Raw genomic sequence first — 14,932 nt, forward strand, 5'->3', positions numbered from 1 at the left:
CCCCTGGAAGGGAACCTCCAGCATGACCAGCGCATCGATCCAGTCCGCGTCGGGGCCTGCCCGCCGTACCGTCGTGGCAGCCGCCGGAGCCGCGGGGCTCGCCGTCGCGCTGACCGCGTGCGGAGGCTCCGACGACGACTCGTCGAGCTCGTCCGCCTCGGCCGGCACGTCGGGTTCCACCGGGTCCACCGAGGCCGCGAGCAGCGGTGGCACGGGCGGCGGGGACAACGCCGCGGCCGGCGCCGCGCTCGCCACGACCGCCGACATCCCCGAGGGCGGCGGCAAGGTCTTCGACTCCGAGAAGGTGGTCGTCACCCAGCCGACGGCGGGCACGTACAAGGCGTTCTCCGCCGTCTGCACCCACCAGGGATGCGCGGTGAAGAGCATCAGCGACGGCGTGATCAACTGCCCCTGTCACAACAGCAACTTCTCGATCACGGACGGCAGCGTGAAGAGCGGCCCCGCGCAGAAGCCGCTGCCCGAGGTGGCGATCACCGTCAGCGGCGACTCGATCACGCTGGCCTGACGGCCGGCCGCCGCAGGCACGCCAGCACCTCGTCCGTGGTCGCGACCGTAGCGACCAATGCGAGGGTGTGGCGGATCATCGCGGGGGTGTAGTCGGCAGGCACCCCGGCGATGGCGTCCGACGGCACGACGGCCGTGTAGCCGCGGTTGACCGCGTCGAAGACGGCGTTCGGGATCGCCACGTTGGCCGAGACGCCGGTCACGACCAGGGTGCGGCAGCCCAGGTTGCGCAGCAGGGCGTCGACGTCGGTGCCCTGGACCGGCGACAGTCCGTGCAGCCGCCGTACCACGAGGTCCTGCTCGGCCACCTCGATCGGGGGTGCCAGGCTGGTCGCGTCGGTGCCGGTGAGCTGCTGGACGGGAAGGCGCTCGGCCGCGCGGAACAGCCGGGCGTTGCGGTTGGCGCCCCGGCCGTCGGGGCGGCGTTCGGCGACGGCGTGCACGACCTGGACACCGCTCGCGTGAGCGGCCGCGACCAGCCGGGCGACGTTGTCGAGGGCCCCCGACTCCCGTGCCGCACGGGCGAGCTGGGGCAGTGCGGCACCGGGCCCGACGACGCCCTGCTGGCACTCCACCGTGATCAGGACGGTGCTCGCCGGGTCGAGGAGGGCGCTGAGCTGTTCGTACGACGGCATGACTCCCCCTGGCGTCGGTCTGGAGCGGGCGACAGTAACCGCCATTGCGCGCACAGGGAAGAAGACCCATGCTTTCCTGACGGGATTTCAGGAGAGCGGCACGTACCCACAAGAAAAGAATGAGGGGGCCGGATGACCGTCACTCAGCGCCGGGGCCGGAAGATCATGATGTCGCCGGGTGAACTGGACGCGTTCCTCACCCTCCAGCGCACCTGCCGGGTCGCGACCGTGTCCACCGACGGCGCCCCGCACGTCAGCGCCCTGTGGTTTCTCTGGGACGGCACCGCGTTGTGGCTGTACTCGGTGGTGCGCAGCAAGCGTTGGGCGGACCTGAAGCGCGATCCGCGGGTCGCGATCGTGATCGACACGGGCGAGGAGTACGACGCGCTGCGGGGCGTGGAGCTGTCCGGCGTGGTGGAGTTCGTGGGCGAGAGCCCGCGCACCGGGGAGCTGTGTGCCGAACTCGACGCCGTGGAGACGCTGTTCGCACGCAAGAACTTCGGCCTGGACGCGATGCCGCACGACGGCCGGCACGCGTGGGTGCGGCTGAAGCCGGCGAAGATCGTGTCCTGGGACTTCCGCAAGCTGGGCGGCGTGTAGGGCTGTTCAGCCCACGGCCTGCCCCGCGGCCTTGAGTGCCGCGACCGCCGCCCGGATCGACGGGCGGCGGTCGGCGTCCGCCCGCCAGAGCACGTACACATGCCGGCGCACCCGCTGCCGCAGGGGGACCGTCACGACGCCCTCGGGCACCGGGTGGCGACCGAGCAGCGGCGCGATGCAGACGCCCAGTCCGGCGGCCACCAGACCGAGTTGGGTGTGCGTCTCGGCCGCCCGGTGTCCGACGATCGGCTCCACACCCCGGGAGCGCAGCGTGAACATCAGCCACTCGTGGCAGAACTCGCCCTCGCCCCAGGTGATCCACTCGTCCTCGGCGAACTCGCCCAGATCCACCTCGTCCCGCTCCGCGAGGGGGTGCCCGGCCGGCATCGCGACATCGGCGGGATCGTCCAGGATGGGCGCCTTGACCAGGCCGTCCGGCACCGGCATCGGCTTGTTGTACCAGTCCAGGACGACGGCGAGGTCGAGGTCGCCGCGGACCACTCCGGCGACCCCCCGCTCCGGTTCCAGCTCGCACGAGCGCAGGCGCAGCCCCGGATGCGCCTTGCGCAGCTCGGCGAGCGCGACGGGAAACAGTCCGCGCGCCGCGGTCGGGAACGCGGAGAGCCGCAGCTCCCCGACCACCTGTCCGCGCTGGGCCTCCAGATCGGACTGGGCGAGCTCGACCTGCGACAGGATCCGGGACGCGTGGTCGGCGAGCAGCCGCCCGGCGTCCGTGAGCCGTACGCCCCGCCCCTGCTTGGCGAGGAGCCGCTGCCCGACCTCCCGTTCCAGCTTGGCCATCTGCTGCGAGACGGCCGAGGTGGTGATGTGCAGGCCCGTGGCGGCGCCGCTGACCGATCCGTGCCGGGCCAGGGCGTCGAGGGTGCGCAGGCGCTCCAGGTTCAACATGTAAGCGATGCTACGAGGTATCGCGCGAATATTCTCGATTGTGTGACGAGACGATGTCCAGCATCGTTACGCTCATGACTGCTGTCACCGCCCCCGCCCGGACCTCCCCGCAAGCCCCCGCCCGGCCGCGCCGCACCCTCGACTGGCGACTGCGCTTCGGCGTGCTGTCGCTGATCTGGGGCTTCAGCTTCCTGCTCATCAAGGTGGGCACCGACGGCTACGCCCCCTTCCAGGTCACCCTGGGCAGGCTGCTGTTCGGTACGGCGGTCCTGGCGGTCGCGATGGTGGTGAAGCGTGAGCGGCTGCCGCGCGGGGCCCGCACCTGGGCGCATCTGACGGTGGCGGCCTTCCTCCTCAACGCCCTGCCCTTCTCCCTGTTCGCCTACGCCGAGCTGACCGTTCCCTCCACCCTGGCCGGGATCTGCAACGCGACCTCACCCCTGTGGGGCATGGCCCTCTCCCTGGTGGCGCTGTCGGAGGACCGGCCGACCCGGCTGCGCGTCGCGGGCCTGGGCCTCGGTTTCCTGGGTGTCCTCACGGTCCTCGGCGCCTGGCAGGGCTTCCACGGCCTGGACGCCCGGGGCACGGCCCTGGCCCTGCTGGCCTCGCTCAGCTACCCGATCGGCTGGATCTACCTCCGCCGCACCCTGGCGAGCACCGGCTCCTCGGCCCTGTCGATGACCGGCGGACAGCTCCTCCTGGCCACGCTCCAACTGGCCGTCGTCACCCCGCTGTTCACCTCCTTCCCGAGCAGCTTCCCGCTGGTCCCGCTGCTCGCGACGGCCGCCCTGGGAGCGCTCGGCACGGGTCTCGCCCTGCTGATCCAGTACGGCCTGGTCACGGAGGTCGGCCCCACGACGGCACAGATGGTCACCTACTTCATCCCGGTCATCGCGACGGCGGCGGGCGTCGCGATCCTCGGCGAACCGCTGAGCTGGTCGACCCCGGTGGGCGCGGCGATCGTCCTGGCGGGAGCGGCACTGACCCAGGCGCGGAGCAGAGCCTGACCCCGGGGCGCGAGGCCCGCCCCTGGGACACGGCGCCCGACCCGAGGGCACGGCCCCCGACCAGGGGCCCGGCATCCGACCAGGAGGCCCGGAACGCAGGCCGCCCTGCGGCCCGACCGCGGGACGCGCGGGAATTCACGACGCCCCGGCATCCACCCCCGCAGCCTCGACACGGAGGCACGAGGACCCACGACGACCCGGCATTCCGCCGAGGCCGCTCGGCACGGACGGCAGCCGCCCCGCGCACCCCTGCCGCGGAGGCACGAGAACCGCCGACGTCCCGCACCGATCGGCACCGCCCGGCACGGGACGCCGGCGCCACGCGGTCAGACGCCGAGGCAGGCGAACCCACGACGACCGGCACCGGCCCGGCCGACGGCGCCCGGCAGCTCCGAAGCGGAGGCCCGGCAGCCCAGGACGGCTACGCGCCCGCCGAGACCGCGCCTCGCGGCGCCTGCGCGCCCTAGACGTATCCGCGGGTGCCGCCCACCCGTACCGCGGAGGCGACGGCGTCCGCCAGTGGGCCGACCTCGTCCCCGGCCAGCGTCGACACGGTGATCCGGATCCCCGGCGGAGCCTCGATCCGGAACCGCGCCCCGGGCGCCACGGCCCACCCCGCCTGGAGCAACCGGGCGACGGCCCCCGTCTCGTCCGGCACGGGAATCCACACGTTCATCCCACTGCGGCCGCGCGCCTCGACCCCCCGCCCGGCCAGCGCCGTGATCAGCGCGTCCCGCCGGCTCCCGTACGCCTCGGCGACCGACCGCGCGTCCACCGCGCCGTCGGCCCACAGCCGCAGCACCGCCCGCTGGGTGATCCGGCTGACCCAACCGGGTCCGAGCCGCTGCCGCCCGCGCACCCGGTCGAGGGTGACCTCGTCCCCGGTGAGCACGGCGAACCGCAGGTCGGGGCCGTACGCCTTGGCCACCGAGCGCACGAACGCCCAGTGCCGGGTGACGCCCGCGAGGGGATGCAGGGCGAGTTCGACGATCCCATGACCGTGGTCGTCCTCGACCAGCACGGTCTGCGGGTGTTCCCGCAGCACGGCACGCAGTGCACGCGCGCGTGCGGCGCTCACCGCCGCGCCGGTCGGGTTCTGCGCCCGGTCGGTGACGATCAGGGCGCGCGCCCCGGCCTCCAGGGCGTGACGCACCTGCTCGGGCAGCGGGCCGTCGTCGTCGACGCCGACCGGGACCGGGCGCAGCCCGAGCGCCGGGACGAGGTCGAGCAGGGAGCCCCAGCCGGGATCCTCGACGGCCACGGTGTCGCCCGGCCTCACATGCGCGGCGAGGACGCGTTCGATCGCGTCCAGCGAACCGGAGGCGACGGCCACGGGTCCGGCCGGCACGCCGTCCGCGTCCAGTTCGGCCCGCGCCAGCCGCGCCAGCTCGGGCTCCAGCGGAGCGTGTCCGTACAGGACCGGCTCCCGGTCGCCCTGCGCGGCGGCCCACGCGAACGCCGGCGCCAGCGGTGGCAGCAGCGCGGTGTCCGGGTTGCCCGCGGCCACGTCCCGTACGCCCTCCGGCACCTCGACCCGGAGGAACTCGCGCCCGGTCGTGGCGGGCTTCGACCGCACCCGGCTGCCCCGCCGGCCGTCGGTCTCGATCACTCCGCGCTCCCGCAGGGTGCGATACGCGGCCGCGACGGTGTTCGGGTTCACCCCCAGCGCGGTCGCCAACTCCCTCATGGGGGGCAGCAGTTGCCCAGGACTCAGCTCACCCGCACCCACCGCCGTCTCGATGCTCGCGGAAATGTCCGCCGCACGCCGGCCCCTGATCGGATATTCTCCTAGCACAAAGCCTATTATGCACTAGCGCAATGGAGAACGCCATGCAGGGGACCCCGGAGACGACGGCACGGACCGCCGCCTACACCCCGACGGACCGCACGATCCCCACCCGGTCCGCGCAGAAGGCCTCGTACGACAGGGACCTCGTGCACGCGATACTCGACGAGGGCTACGTCTGCCACCTCGGTTTCGTCCGCGACGGCGCGCCGGTCGTGCTGCCGACCCTGTACGGCAGGGTCGGCGAGACGCTCTATGTGCACGGCTCCACGGGTTCGCGCCCGCTGCGGATGACGGGACAGGCGGACCCGGGACTGCCGGTGTGCCTGACGGTGACGCATGTCGACGGTCTGGTGCTGGCCCGCTCGGCCTTCCACCACTCGATCAACTACCGCTCGGTCGTGGTGCACGGCATCGCGTACGACGTGACGGACCCGCGGGAGAAGCTCACCGCGCTCGACGCCCTCGTCGACCATGTCGTCCCGGGCCGGGCCGCGGACTCGCGCCCCGCCAACAAGAAGGAACTGGCGGCGACCGCGGTGATCCGCCTCGACCTGAACGAGGTCTCCGCCAAGACCCGCACCGGCGGGGTGAACGAGGAACCGGAGGACCTCGCCCTCCCCCACTGGGCCGGCGTGCTCCCGCTGCGCAAGGGCTATGACGCGCCGCTCCCGGAGGCCGACCTCGCCCCCGGCATCGCGCTCCCCGACTACCTCGCGGTGCCGTGATGCTCATCCACCCCTGGGACGCGCCCCACGACGACGGCGAGTGGCGCGCCTGGCTGTCCGCCCACGACTTCGGCCAGCTCGCCGTCAACGGCCCGGCGGGCGAGCCGCCGTTCGTCCAGCCAATGCACTTCGCCTACGACCCCGACGCGGGCGAGGCCGTCACCCACCTGGCCCGCCCCAACCCGCTGTGGCCCGCCCTGGAGGCGGACCCGACCGTGATCCTCAGCGTGGTCGACGACTACGTGTTCGTACCCGGCCCGTGGCAGGCACCGCCGGGCGCCCCCGCCGAGCACGGCACCCCGACGAGCTTCTACGCGGCGGTGCAACTCCGCTGCACGGCTCACATCGTGGACGACCCGACCGCCAAGGCCGAGCTGCTCGCACGCCAGTTGGGTCACCTCCAGCCGGAGGGCGGCTCCGCCCGGCCCACGGTCGGCGAGGCGCCGTTCGGCCGCCTGCTCTCCGGCATCCGGGGTGTCCGGCTCGAGGTGACGGGCGTACGGGCGAAGTTCAAGTACGCGGCCCACCGGCCTGGCGAGACCCAGGACCGCATCGCCGCCGGCCTGGCCGTCCGCGGCGGCCCGCGCGACGCGGCGGCCGGCGAGCACCTGTCGCGACGACGCCGGGCATGACCGCCCCAGGTGACGTACGGGAGGGCGCGAGAAGGGCGGGCGCCCGGTGCGAACCGGGCGCCTAGGCAGCCGTTCCGCGGGCCGACAGCTCCCTTTCGGGGCTGCCGCCTGCCACCGGCCGCGGGGCACCCTTGGCGGGCGCGGACGACTGCGCGATGAAGGCGCCCAGGAGGACCACCGCCCCGCCCACGATCTGCGGCGCCGAGAGGTGCTCGCCGAGCAGCACCCACGCCAGGACCGTCGCGATGACCGCCTCCAGGCAGGCCACCACGCCCGCCACCTGGGGCGAGAGCCGGCGCACGGAGACCACGCCGGTGACGTACGCGACCACCGTCGCGAGGAGCACGATCCAGGCGAGCAGCAGCCAGGCGGGGACCTCGGTGCCGTTCATGCCGGCGGTGTGCGCGAGCGCGGACCAGTCCAAGCCCCAGGGACGGGAGACGGCGGTCAGGACCACGGCGCCCACGAGGAGGCCGTACGCGATGACGCCGAGCGGATCGGGGGCGTCGTCCCCGGATTCGCTGCCCTGGTCGGACAGGACGAAGTAGCCGACCTGGCAGCAGGCGGCCGCGAGCGCGAGCAGCAGCCCGACGACGTCGAAACTCAAGCCCGCCCAGACCTCGACGACACAGGCCAGCCCGCCCACCGCGAGGACCACGCCGAGCGCGGCGGCACGCGTCACCGGCCGCCGCTGCACGAACCGCACCCAGCCGAGTACCAGCGCGGGCGCCAGGTACTCCACGAGCAGCGCGACACCGACCGGGATGCGGGAGATCGCGGCGAAGTAGAACGCCTGCACTCCCGCCACGCCGAGCAGACCGAACCCGGCGAGCAGCGCCGGGCGGGTGCGCAGCAGGGCGCGGTGCCGTACGGCGAGCGGCAGCATCACCAGGGCCGCGCCGGTCACCCGCAGCCACACCACGTGCAGCGGATCGAGGCCGGCCTCGATCAGCGGCTTGGCCGCGACCCCGGATCCGCCGAAGGCGATGGCCGACCCGATCGCCAGACCGAGCCCGATGCCCTTTCCGCGGTTGCCCTCACTGCTCACAGACGTATGCACCGGCACATGATGACAGGCGATGACATGAGCGTCACCCCCGTTGACACCTGTCTCATCGGCTGGACGGCCCGACCGGCACGCGAGGGCGTCCGGCCGGACGGCGGGCGAGGGCGTCCGGGGCAGGCTCAGCAGGCGCCCGCGGCGCCACCCGCGCGGGCCTCGCGCTCCAGCGGACCGTCCTCGATCCGTGCGCGCAGTGCGTGGACGTCGACGGCGGCGCGGGTCAGCACCTCGACGGCCCGCGCCTTCGGGTCCGCGACGATCGCCGCGAGCAGGTCGACACCCCGGGCCCGCGCTCCGTCACCCGGGGCCCGCACCCCGTCGCGTCGGGCGGCCCGCACGCACGCGTGCTCGAGCGCTGCCGCGGCCAAGGGGGAGAGACCCTCGGCGACCGTCACGACGGGCAGGGTCCCGGAGTCCTCGACTCCGCTCTGCCAGCGCAGGCCGTAGCCGATGCTGCGCTGGACGAGGTAGCCGAGCAGCCGGGCCAGCTGAGGTCCGCCGTCGAAGGCGGCGCGCACCTGTGGATCGTGCTCCAGGAGCGAGTGCAGCAGGTGGGCGGTGTCGATCTGCCGGTCCCCGTCCCGCACCGCCCGGCGACGGGCGGCGGTGAGCGCCGCCGCGGGCTCGGCGGCGAGCCTGGGGTCGTCATCCATGCCGTGCGCCACCGGGTGGTGGGGCGACTGCCGGAAAGTACGGGATTGCACAACCCCACCCCATCAGTCCGACCGGGCGCGGTCATCCCCGGCGGGGAGCATCTTCGCGTCCCACGCAGAGCGGACCCCGGTCGCCGGAATCTCCTCCCTACGGATGAGATCAGGCGCTTCCCCCGCCGGGGCGCGCGCCGACTTGCCGTACGCCCCCTCCGCATTTCCTGACGGTTCGTCAGTATTGAATGTTCGAGGCCCTGGAGCTACGTTCCGCGACACCACAGCCCCAGTCGCCCGACACGAAGAGGTGGTCGCATGGCCGAAGTCAGCGCGGAGGCACGCATCCAGGCACCGGCCGAGAAGGTGTGGGCCCAGCTCACCGACTGGCCGGCGTACGGGGAGTGGAACGCGACCCACACCAACTTCCCCAAGGGCGGCCCCGACACTCTCGAAGTGGGCGCGACCTTCCAGGAGAACATGAAGCTCATGGGGTTCCCGGCCGAGGTCGAGTGGACCGTGGCAGAACTGGAGCCGGCCCGGGTGCTGGCCATCCGCGGGAAGGGACCGATGGCGGTGTCCGTCGCCACCCGCTACACCCTGACCCCGGACGGGGACGCCACGACGGTCCGCATCGACGGCGAGTTCACGGGCGCGGCCGTGTCGCTGATGGCGGGCAGACTCAAGGACTCGGGCACGGCCGCACTGAACGAGTCGCTGCGCAAGCTGGGCGGACTTGTCGTCTGACCGGGCGAGGCGCACGGCCGGCGAGCCGCACGGCACACGAAGGCGCCCCGCGGATGACTCCGCGGGGCGCCTCGGCATCGCCGTACGGCGATCAGTCCTCGTCGGCGAGGATCAGGTACAGCTTCTTGCGGGCGTCGTTGATGACCGTGAGCGCCTTGTCGCGCTGCTCCTTGCTGCCGGTCTTCCAGACCTGCCCGAAGGCCTCCATCAGACCGAAGCCGGCCTGGCGGATCTCGCCGAGAGCCTCCCAGTCGACCCCGCGTGAGGCCTCCTCCCAGGGAGCCTCGGGGCCCTCCTCGGCGGCCGTGCGGCCTTCGTCGGTGAGCGAGAACAGCTTCTTGCCGCCTTCGCTCGCACTGCTGATCAGACCCTCGTCCTCCAGCAGCTGGAGGGTGGGGTACACCGAGCCGGGGCTGGGCTTCCACGCCCCGCCGCTGCGTTCGGCGATCTCCTGGATCATCTCGTAGCCGTGCATGGGCCGGTCCTTGAGCAGGGCCAGGATCGAGGCCCGTACGTCACCGCGCCGCGCCCTCCCCCTGGGTCCGCCACGCCCTCGCCCGCCCCAGGGGCCGCCGAAGCCGGGACCTCCGGGGCCGAATCCCGGACCGCCGGGGCCACCCGGACCGAAGGGCCCGAAAGCCGCCCGTCGTCCGTCGAAGCCGCCGCGGCCACGCCGGGGGCCGTCCTGTCCATGTCCACGCTCGAATCCGTGGGTACGCATCGCAAACCACTCCTTCATTCCATCGTTGATCTGTCGCGATGCGTCAACGATATATCGGAATAGTTCGCTTGGCAAGGGTCCTGGGCGCCCCTGGGCGCGTAGGCCGTCCGAGGTGCGCAGATGTCTGCCGTCCGGGTGCGAGACCGGCCGCCGTCCGGGGTGCGGAGGCCGTCTAGGGTGCCGACATGACTTCCCGCAGCCCCTCGCACGGCGCCCCGGACGCCTATCTCTCCGAACTGTTCTCGCTGGACGGCCGGGTCGCCTTGGTGACCGGCGGCAGTTCCGGCATCGGCCGGGCCATCGCCGGCGCCCTCGCCCGGGCGGGGGCGGGCTTGGTGATCGTGGCGCGCAAGGAGGCGGAGCTGGCCGCCACGGTCGACGAGCTGACGGCGGACGGCTGCAAGGCGGCCTGGGTGAGCGCCGACCTGAGCACCCGCGACGGGGTGCGCGCCGCCGCGGAGCAGGCGGCGGCGGTGTACGGCGAGCCCGACATCCTCGTCAACTGCGCCGGGATCAACCTGCGGCCGCCGATGGGCGAGCTGGGCGAGGAGGTCTGGGACGCCACGATGGCGGTGAACCTGGAGGCGCCCTATCTGCTGGGCCTGCGGTTCGGGCCCGGGATGGCCGAGCGCGGCTTCGGACGGATCATCCACATCACGTCCCAGCAGGCACACCGTGCGTTCGTCCAGAGCGGTGCCTACGGCGTATCCAAGGGAGCCCTGGAGTCACTGGCCCGCTCGCAGGCCGAGGCGTGGTCGCCCTACGGAGTCACCTGCAACACGCTCGTGCCCGGCTTCGTCCTGACCCCCCTCAACATGCGGCTGCAGTCCGACCCGGAGAAGGTGGCGGCGCTGGCCGCGCGCACGATGGTCGGGCGCAACGGCCTGGCCGAGGACTTCGCCGGGGCCGCCGTGTTCCTGGCCGGCCGCTCCTCCGGCTACGTGACCGGGCAGGCGCTCTTCGTCGACGGCGGCTTCTCCGTGCACTGAGTCCGTGGTTCTCCGTTTACGTGCATGGATCTCCGAGGATGCCCACAGAGGTCCATGGATGTCCGCGTCTGCCCATGGACCTCTGCGTGCGGCTCCTGCGCTGAGCCGAGTCCGGCACCGCAACCGCACGGGGAGCCGTGCGGCCGTACGGACTAAGCCGCCTGCGGGGTGAACTGGACGATGTCGTCCCCACCGGGCTGCACCACGCCGTACGTGCTCTCGGGGACCTTGTTCCAGGCGCCCGGCATGTCGCCCAGCGGCTCGGAGACGATGAGACGGGTCTCGTCGGACACCTCGCGCAGGAAGGCCAGGTCCGGGTGGAGCGACCGGAGCGTCTCCACCCGGGTGCTGTAGAACAGCGAGCGTGAGTCTCCCTGGCTGGAGTAGCGGAAGGCCCACAGCCGTTCTCCGTCGGTCACGGCGACCGTCATCTGGACCGGGTACTCCACCCCGTGTGCGTGGCCGGTGCGTTCCACCAGGCCGACCATCCGGGCGACGGCACCTGGCGGATCCTCCTCCAGGCCGAGGGTGAGAGCCAGGAAGAACATCATCTCGGAGTCCGTCGACCCCTCGATGTCGAGGAAGAGCTGCGGGTCGACGGAGAGGGCGAGGTCCCGGCGCATCCGGTGGAAGTCCGCGATCGCGCCGTTGTGCATCCACATCCAGCGCCCGTGCCGGAACGGGTGGGAGTTGGTCTGCTGCACCGCCGAACCGGTCGAGGCCCGGATGTGCGCGAAGAACAGCGGTGAGCGGACGTGACCGGCGATCTCCCGCAGATTGCGGTTGCTCCACGCCGGGCCGATCTCCCGGACCACCGCGGGGGTCCCGTCGCCCGAGTCGGGCCCGTACCAGCCGACGCCGAAGCCGTCACCGTTGGTCGTCTCCACACCCATCTTGGAGTGCAGGCTCTGGTCGATCAGCGAGTGCTCCGGCCGGTAGAGAATCGTTTCGAGCAGGACAGGGGTTCCCGAGTAGGCGAGCCAACGGCACATCGTCTACCGCCTTCCTGATGATGCGGACGGGGAGTTCCCGCCCGGTCAGTCCGCGGACCTGTCCGGCTTCACCACGCACAGCGCCCAGATGATGAACCCGGAGAACGCGATCATCACGACGGACCAGACGGGGTAGTACGGCAGGGAGAGGAAGTTGGCGATGACGATCAGCCCGGCGATGGCCACGCCGGCGACCCGCGCCCACGTCGCCGACTGGAACAGCCCCATGCTGACGATCACCGCGACCGCGCCCAGGGCGAGATGGATCCAGCCCCAGCCGGTGAGGTCGAACGCGAAGACGTAGTTGCGGGTGGAGAGGAAGACGTCGTCCTCCGCGATCCCCATGATGCCCCGGAAGATGTCGAGCACTCCGGCGAGCATGAGCGTGACCGCGGCGAAGGCCATCAGGCCCTCGGCCCAGTGCTGTTTGGCCATGTGCCGCTTGGCCGACGGTGCGTGGGTGGGGTGTGTCGCTGCCATCCCGAAGCCTCGATTCGGTTGCGTGGGCTCGGATTCGTCGGGCCGCGGGTCTGGGCGGGCCCGGCGTCGTTCGGTGTGCTCAGTGGCGGGAGCCGCTCAGCACCATCTGCTTGGCCCTGTTGAACTCCTCGTCCGTGATGTCACCACGGGCACGGATCTCCGAGAGCTTGGCGAGTTCGTCGACGCTGCTGGTGGGCGCCGAGCCCTTGGCGGTCTCGCGGACATAGCTGTCGAAGGCCTGCTGCTGGTCCCGCGCCTGCTTGATCTCCCGGCGTCCCATGTTCTTGCCCCGTGCGATCACGTAGACGAAGACGCCCAGGAAGGGCAGCACGACGCAGAACACCAGCCAGCCGGCCTTGGCCCAGCCGCTGAGTTCGTCGTCCCGGAAGATGTCCACGACGATCCGGAACAGCAGGACGAACCACATGATCCACAGGAAGAACACCATCATGGTCCAGAAGGCGCTCAGCAGCGGATAGTCGTAGGCGAGGTACGTGTCCCCACTCATCTCTTCCTCCGTTCCGGGCCGGGGCCCGTATGCCGTTGTGTGGCGATCTCAGCGTGCGTGCGAGAGGTCCCGGCGTCCTCACCCGGGGCGGGTGAGTGCGCCGGCCGTCTCAGAGCGTCCCCGCGGAAGTTCCCGGCCGCGCAGGGCGCGCCCGGCGCAGCGCGGCCCGCCAGGCGAAGGCGACCGCCGCCTCGACCAGGCCGAGCAGGACGAGCCACAGGCCGAGCAGCCTGGTCAGCGCCCGGGCCGACTCGGTGGGCAGGGCGAGCACCACGATCCCCGCGACGATGGCGAGCACGGCGGCGCCGAGCACGACTCCCCGGTGGGGCAGATCCTTGGTGGCGAGCGCCGTGTAGAGGGTGAGGATGCCGGACACCAGCCAGAGGACCCCGACGATCAGTGAGAGCGTCGCGATGGTCTGCAACGGGTTCCGCAGGCACAACACCCCGGCGACGACGTACAGCACCGCCAGCAGGAGCCCGGTGAGGCGTTCGCCGTGGTCCTCCCGCGCGAAGGCCGCGACGAACCGGAAGCCGCCGGTGACCAGCAGGTACAGGCCGATGAGGACGGCCAGGACGTGCAGGGTCCCGTCCGGCCAGACGAGGATCAGGATGCCCGGCACGAGCGTGGCGACCGCCGAGCCGAGGATCCATGTCCAGGAGCGCCCGAGCACGGCCAGTGCCTCGGCGGGATCGACGACCACCGGCCCGGAAGCCGCCCCGCCGGGCGGCCCCTCATGACCACCGAACGGGTCGTCCGGTCCGGTGTGCGGTGCGGGTCCAGGCGAAACGCTCATGACTCCTCCTCCTGCCCGGCCGGGTGCCTCCGGCGCCCCCGGCACGTCACTCCGGCAGTTGACGCATCTCCAGGACCCGCAGCCCCAGGGACTGGCAGCGGGCCAGCAGCCCGTACAGGTGCGCTTCGTCGACGACGTACCCGAACAGGACGGTCTGACCGGACATGACCACATGGTCCAGTTCCGGGAAGACCCTGGTCAGTACCTCCGACAGGTGTCCGTCGACGCGGATCTCGTAGCGCATGAGCTGCTCTCCCGGGATGGCCTGGGACTGGCTGACTGCGCACTCACCCTGCGATCGTCCGCCCGCGGTGGCGCCGACGTCCTCACCCCGTGCAGGTGATACCTGGTGCGACCGTGTTCCGCCGCCGGCGTCCGCGCCGGTCACCGCCCGACCGTGGCCGCCCTGATCCGTTCCCGGTCCGTTCCCGGTCCGTTCCCGGTCCGTTCCCGCCGTCCTGGCCCCGCTAGTGCGTCAGGTAGAGCTTGAAGGAGATGATCAGCAGCCCGAGCACGAGGTTCACCGCGGCCGTGACCGCCACCATCCGCCACGAGGCACCGGCCCGCCGTGCCGCCGCCGCCGACCAGCCCACCTGGCCCGCCACGGCGACCGCGAGCGCGAACCAGAGCGCCCCCTGCAGGTCGAGTCCGAGCAGTGGACTGACGGCCACGGCGACGGCCGGCGGGACCGCTGCCTTGACGATGGGCCACTCCTCGCGGCACACGTGCAGCACGGCCCGGCGGCCCAGGTTCCGCTGCACGAGCCGCGCCCCGAACAACTGGGCGTGCACATGCGCGACCCAGAACGCCACTCCGGTGAACAACAGCAGCAGCACGAGCTCCAGCCGGGGGAACGAGCCCAGGGTGCCCGCACCGACGATCACCGAGGCGGCGAGCATGGATCCGTAGACACCGCCGGTGAAGTCGACGGCGTCCTCGTGCTCGCCGCGCGTCCGAGCCTGCGTGACGTCTTCCGGCCTCGGCATCACGACCTCCCTCGACGAGCGGGACGAGTCAGGTGAATCAGCTGAGTCGCGTAGATCGCACAGGCCTCATGGGTCGCACAGGCCACGCAGGCCAAACGAGTCGGACGTGTCGGACGTGTCGGACGAGGGGATCGCGGGCGGGTGTCCACACCCTCATCGCAGCGGAGAAGCCCGGTCGGCGCCT

Annotated in this window: 19 protein-coding genes; 7 read left to right on the plus strand and 12 right to left on the minus strand. The window is 72.2% G+C overall.

Going from position 1 to position 14,932, the window contains the following annotated elements:
* The first annotated feature begins 22 nt into the window (after positions 1-22).
* On the plus strand, positions 23-526 hold the full coding sequence (locus QQM72_RS05400) for a Rieske (2Fe-2S) protein (protein ID WP_314219600.1): 504 nt from the start codon (positions 23-25) through the stop codon (positions 524-526).
* Here the strand turns inward: QQM72_RS05400 and QQM72_RS05405 are convergent.
* Positions 513-1,160 carry a cysteine hydrolase gene (locus QQM72_RS05405; protein ID WP_314219601.1) on the minus strand — a complete coding sequence of 216 codons (648 nt, stop codon included), beginning with the start codon at positions 1,158-1,160 and terminating at the stop codon, positions 513-515. The two genes, QQM72_RS05400 and QQM72_RS05405, sit on opposite strands and share 14 nt — an antisense overlap.
* A gap of 132 nt (positions 1,161-1,292) precedes the next feature.
* Here QQM72_RS05405 and QQM72_RS05410 point away from each other — a divergent pair, with 132 nt between their 5' ends.
* Positions 1,293-1,760, plus strand: coding sequence for a pyridoxamine 5'-phosphate oxidase family protein (locus tag QQM72_RS05410; protein ID WP_314219602.1), 468 nt, complete (start codon positions 1,293-1,295; stop codon positions 1,758-1,760).
* Between the two features lie 6 nt (positions 1,761-1,766).
* On the opposite strand, the gene QQM72_RS05415 is transcribed toward QQM72_RS05410, so the two are convergent.
* Entirely contained in the window at positions 1,767-2,669 is a 903-nt protein-coding gene (locus QQM72_RS05415; RefSeq protein ID WP_314219603.1) for a LysR family transcriptional regulator, read from the minus strand.
* 74 nt (positions 2,670-2,743) lie between these two features.
* Between QQM72_RS05415 and QQM72_RS05420 the strand changes: the two genes are divergently transcribed.
* A complete protein-coding gene (locus QQM72_RS05420) occupies positions 2,744-3,676 on the plus strand; it encodes a DMT family transporter (RefSeq protein ID WP_314219604.1) in 933 nt (310 codons plus the stop codon).
* 463 nt (positions 3,677-4,139) lie between these two features.
* Here QQM72_RS05420 and QQM72_RS05425 read toward each other — a convergent pair whose 3' ends face one another.
* On the minus strand, positions 4,140-5,471 hold the full coding sequence (locus tag QQM72_RS05425; protein WP_314219605.1) for an aminotransferase class I/II-fold pyridoxal phosphate-dependent enzyme: 1,332 nt from the start codon (positions 5,469-5,471) through the stop codon (positions 4,140-4,142).
* 35 nt (positions 5,472-5,506) lie between these two features.
* Here QQM72_RS05425 and QQM72_RS05430 point away from each other — a divergent pair, with 35 nt between their 5' ends.
* Positions 5,507-6,190 carry a pyridoxamine 5'-phosphate oxidase family protein gene (locus QQM72_RS05430; RefSeq protein WP_314219606.1) on the plus strand — a complete coding sequence of 228 codons (684 nt, stop codon included), beginning with the start codon at positions 5,507-5,509 and terminating at the stop codon, positions 6,188-6,190.
* Complete coding sequence (locus QQM72_RS05435; protein WP_314219607.1) at positions 6,190-6,822, plus strand: FMN-binding negative transcriptional regulator; 633 nt, start codon at positions 6,190-6,192, stop codon at positions 6,820-6,822. Before QQM72_RS05430 ends, QQM72_RS05435 begins: the two co-directional genes overlap by 1 nt.
* A gap of 61 nt (positions 6,823-6,883) precedes the next feature.
* Here the strand turns inward: QQM72_RS05435 and QQM72_RS05440 are convergent, their stop codons facing one another.
* A complete protein-coding gene (locus QQM72_RS05440; RefSeq protein ID WP_314219608.1) occupies positions 6,884-7,888 on the minus strand; it encodes an EamA family transporter in 1,005 nt (334 codons plus the stop codon).
* Positions 7,889-8,007: 119 nt separating this feature from the next.
* Complete coding sequence (locus QQM72_RS05445) at positions 8,008-8,538, minus strand: Clp protease N-terminal domain-containing protein (RefSeq protein ID WP_314219609.1); 531 nt, start codon at positions 8,536-8,538, stop codon at positions 8,008-8,010.
* A gap of 309 nt (positions 8,539-8,847) precedes the next feature.
* Here QQM72_RS05445 and QQM72_RS05450 point away from each other — a divergent pair, with 309 nt between their 5' ends.
* Complete coding sequence (locus QQM72_RS05450) at positions 8,848-9,276, plus strand: type II toxin-antitoxin system Rv0910 family toxin (RefSeq protein WP_314219610.1); 429 nt, start codon at positions 8,848-8,850, stop codon at positions 9,274-9,276.
* A 91-nt stretch (positions 9,277-9,367) separates the two neighbouring features.
* On the opposite strand, the gene QQM72_RS05455 is transcribed toward QQM72_RS05450, so the two are convergent.
* The gene (locus QQM72_RS05455) at positions 9,368-9,997 is read right to left on the minus strand and encodes a PadR family transcriptional regulator (protein WP_314219611.1); all 630 of its coding nucleotides are present in this window, start codon (positions 9,995-9,997) and stop codon (positions 9,368-9,370) included.
* Positions 9,998-10,182: 185 nt separating this feature from the next.
* Between QQM72_RS05455 and QQM72_RS05460 the strand changes: the two genes are divergently transcribed.
* Positions 10,183-10,986 carry an SDR family NAD(P)-dependent oxidoreductase gene (locus QQM72_RS05460; RefSeq protein WP_314219612.1) on the plus strand — a complete coding sequence of 268 codons (804 nt, stop codon included), beginning with the start codon at positions 10,183-10,185 and terminating at the stop codon, positions 10,984-10,986.
* Between the two features lie 152 nt (positions 10,987-11,138).
* Here QQM72_RS05460 and QQM72_RS05465 read toward each other — a convergent pair whose 3' ends face one another.
* From QQM72_RS05465 to QQM72_RS05490, 6 genes are all read right to left on the minus strand, one after another.
* The gene (locus QQM72_RS05465; protein WP_314219613.1) at positions 11,139-11,978 is read right to left on the minus strand and encodes a class II glutamine amidotransferase; all 840 of its coding nucleotides are present in this window, start codon (positions 11,976-11,978) and stop codon (positions 11,139-11,141) included.
* 45 nt (positions 11,979-12,023) lie between these two features.
* Positions 12,024-12,458, minus strand: a complete 435-nt coding sequence (locus tag QQM72_RS05470) for a DUF7144 family membrane protein (protein WP_314219614.1) — start codon at positions 12,456-12,458, stop codon at positions 12,024-12,026.
* Between the two features lie 79 nt (positions 12,459-12,537).
* Entirely contained in the window at positions 12,538-12,966 is a 429-nt protein-coding gene (locus tag QQM72_RS05475) for an SHOCT domain-containing protein (protein WP_314219615.1), read from the minus strand.
* 109 nt (positions 12,967-13,075) lie between these two features.
* Positions 13,076-13,762: an HdeD family acid-resistance protein gene (locus QQM72_RS05480; RefSeq protein ID WP_314219616.1), complete on the minus strand. Its 687-nt coding sequence runs from the start codon at positions 13,760-13,762 to the stop codon at positions 13,076-13,078.
* A gap of 46 nt (positions 13,763-13,808) precedes the next feature.
* Entirely contained in the window at positions 13,809-14,006 is a 198-nt protein-coding gene (locus tag QQM72_RS05485) for a hypothetical protein (protein ID WP_020132810.1), read from the minus strand.
* A 223-nt stretch (positions 14,007-14,229) separates the two neighbouring features.
* Positions 14,230-14,748 carry a hypothetical protein gene (locus QQM72_RS05490; protein ID WP_314219617.1) on the minus strand — a complete coding sequence of 173 codons (519 nt, stop codon included), beginning with the start codon at positions 14,746-14,748 and terminating at the stop codon, positions 14,230-14,232.
* Positions 14,749-14,932 lie beyond the last annotated feature (184 nt).

It is taken from the genome of Streptomyces zaehneri (assembly GCF_032248645.1).
In the GTDB taxonomy this organism is placed as follows: Bacteria; Actinomycetota; Actinomycetes; order Streptomycetales; family Streptomycetaceae; genus Streptomyces; species Streptomyces coriariae.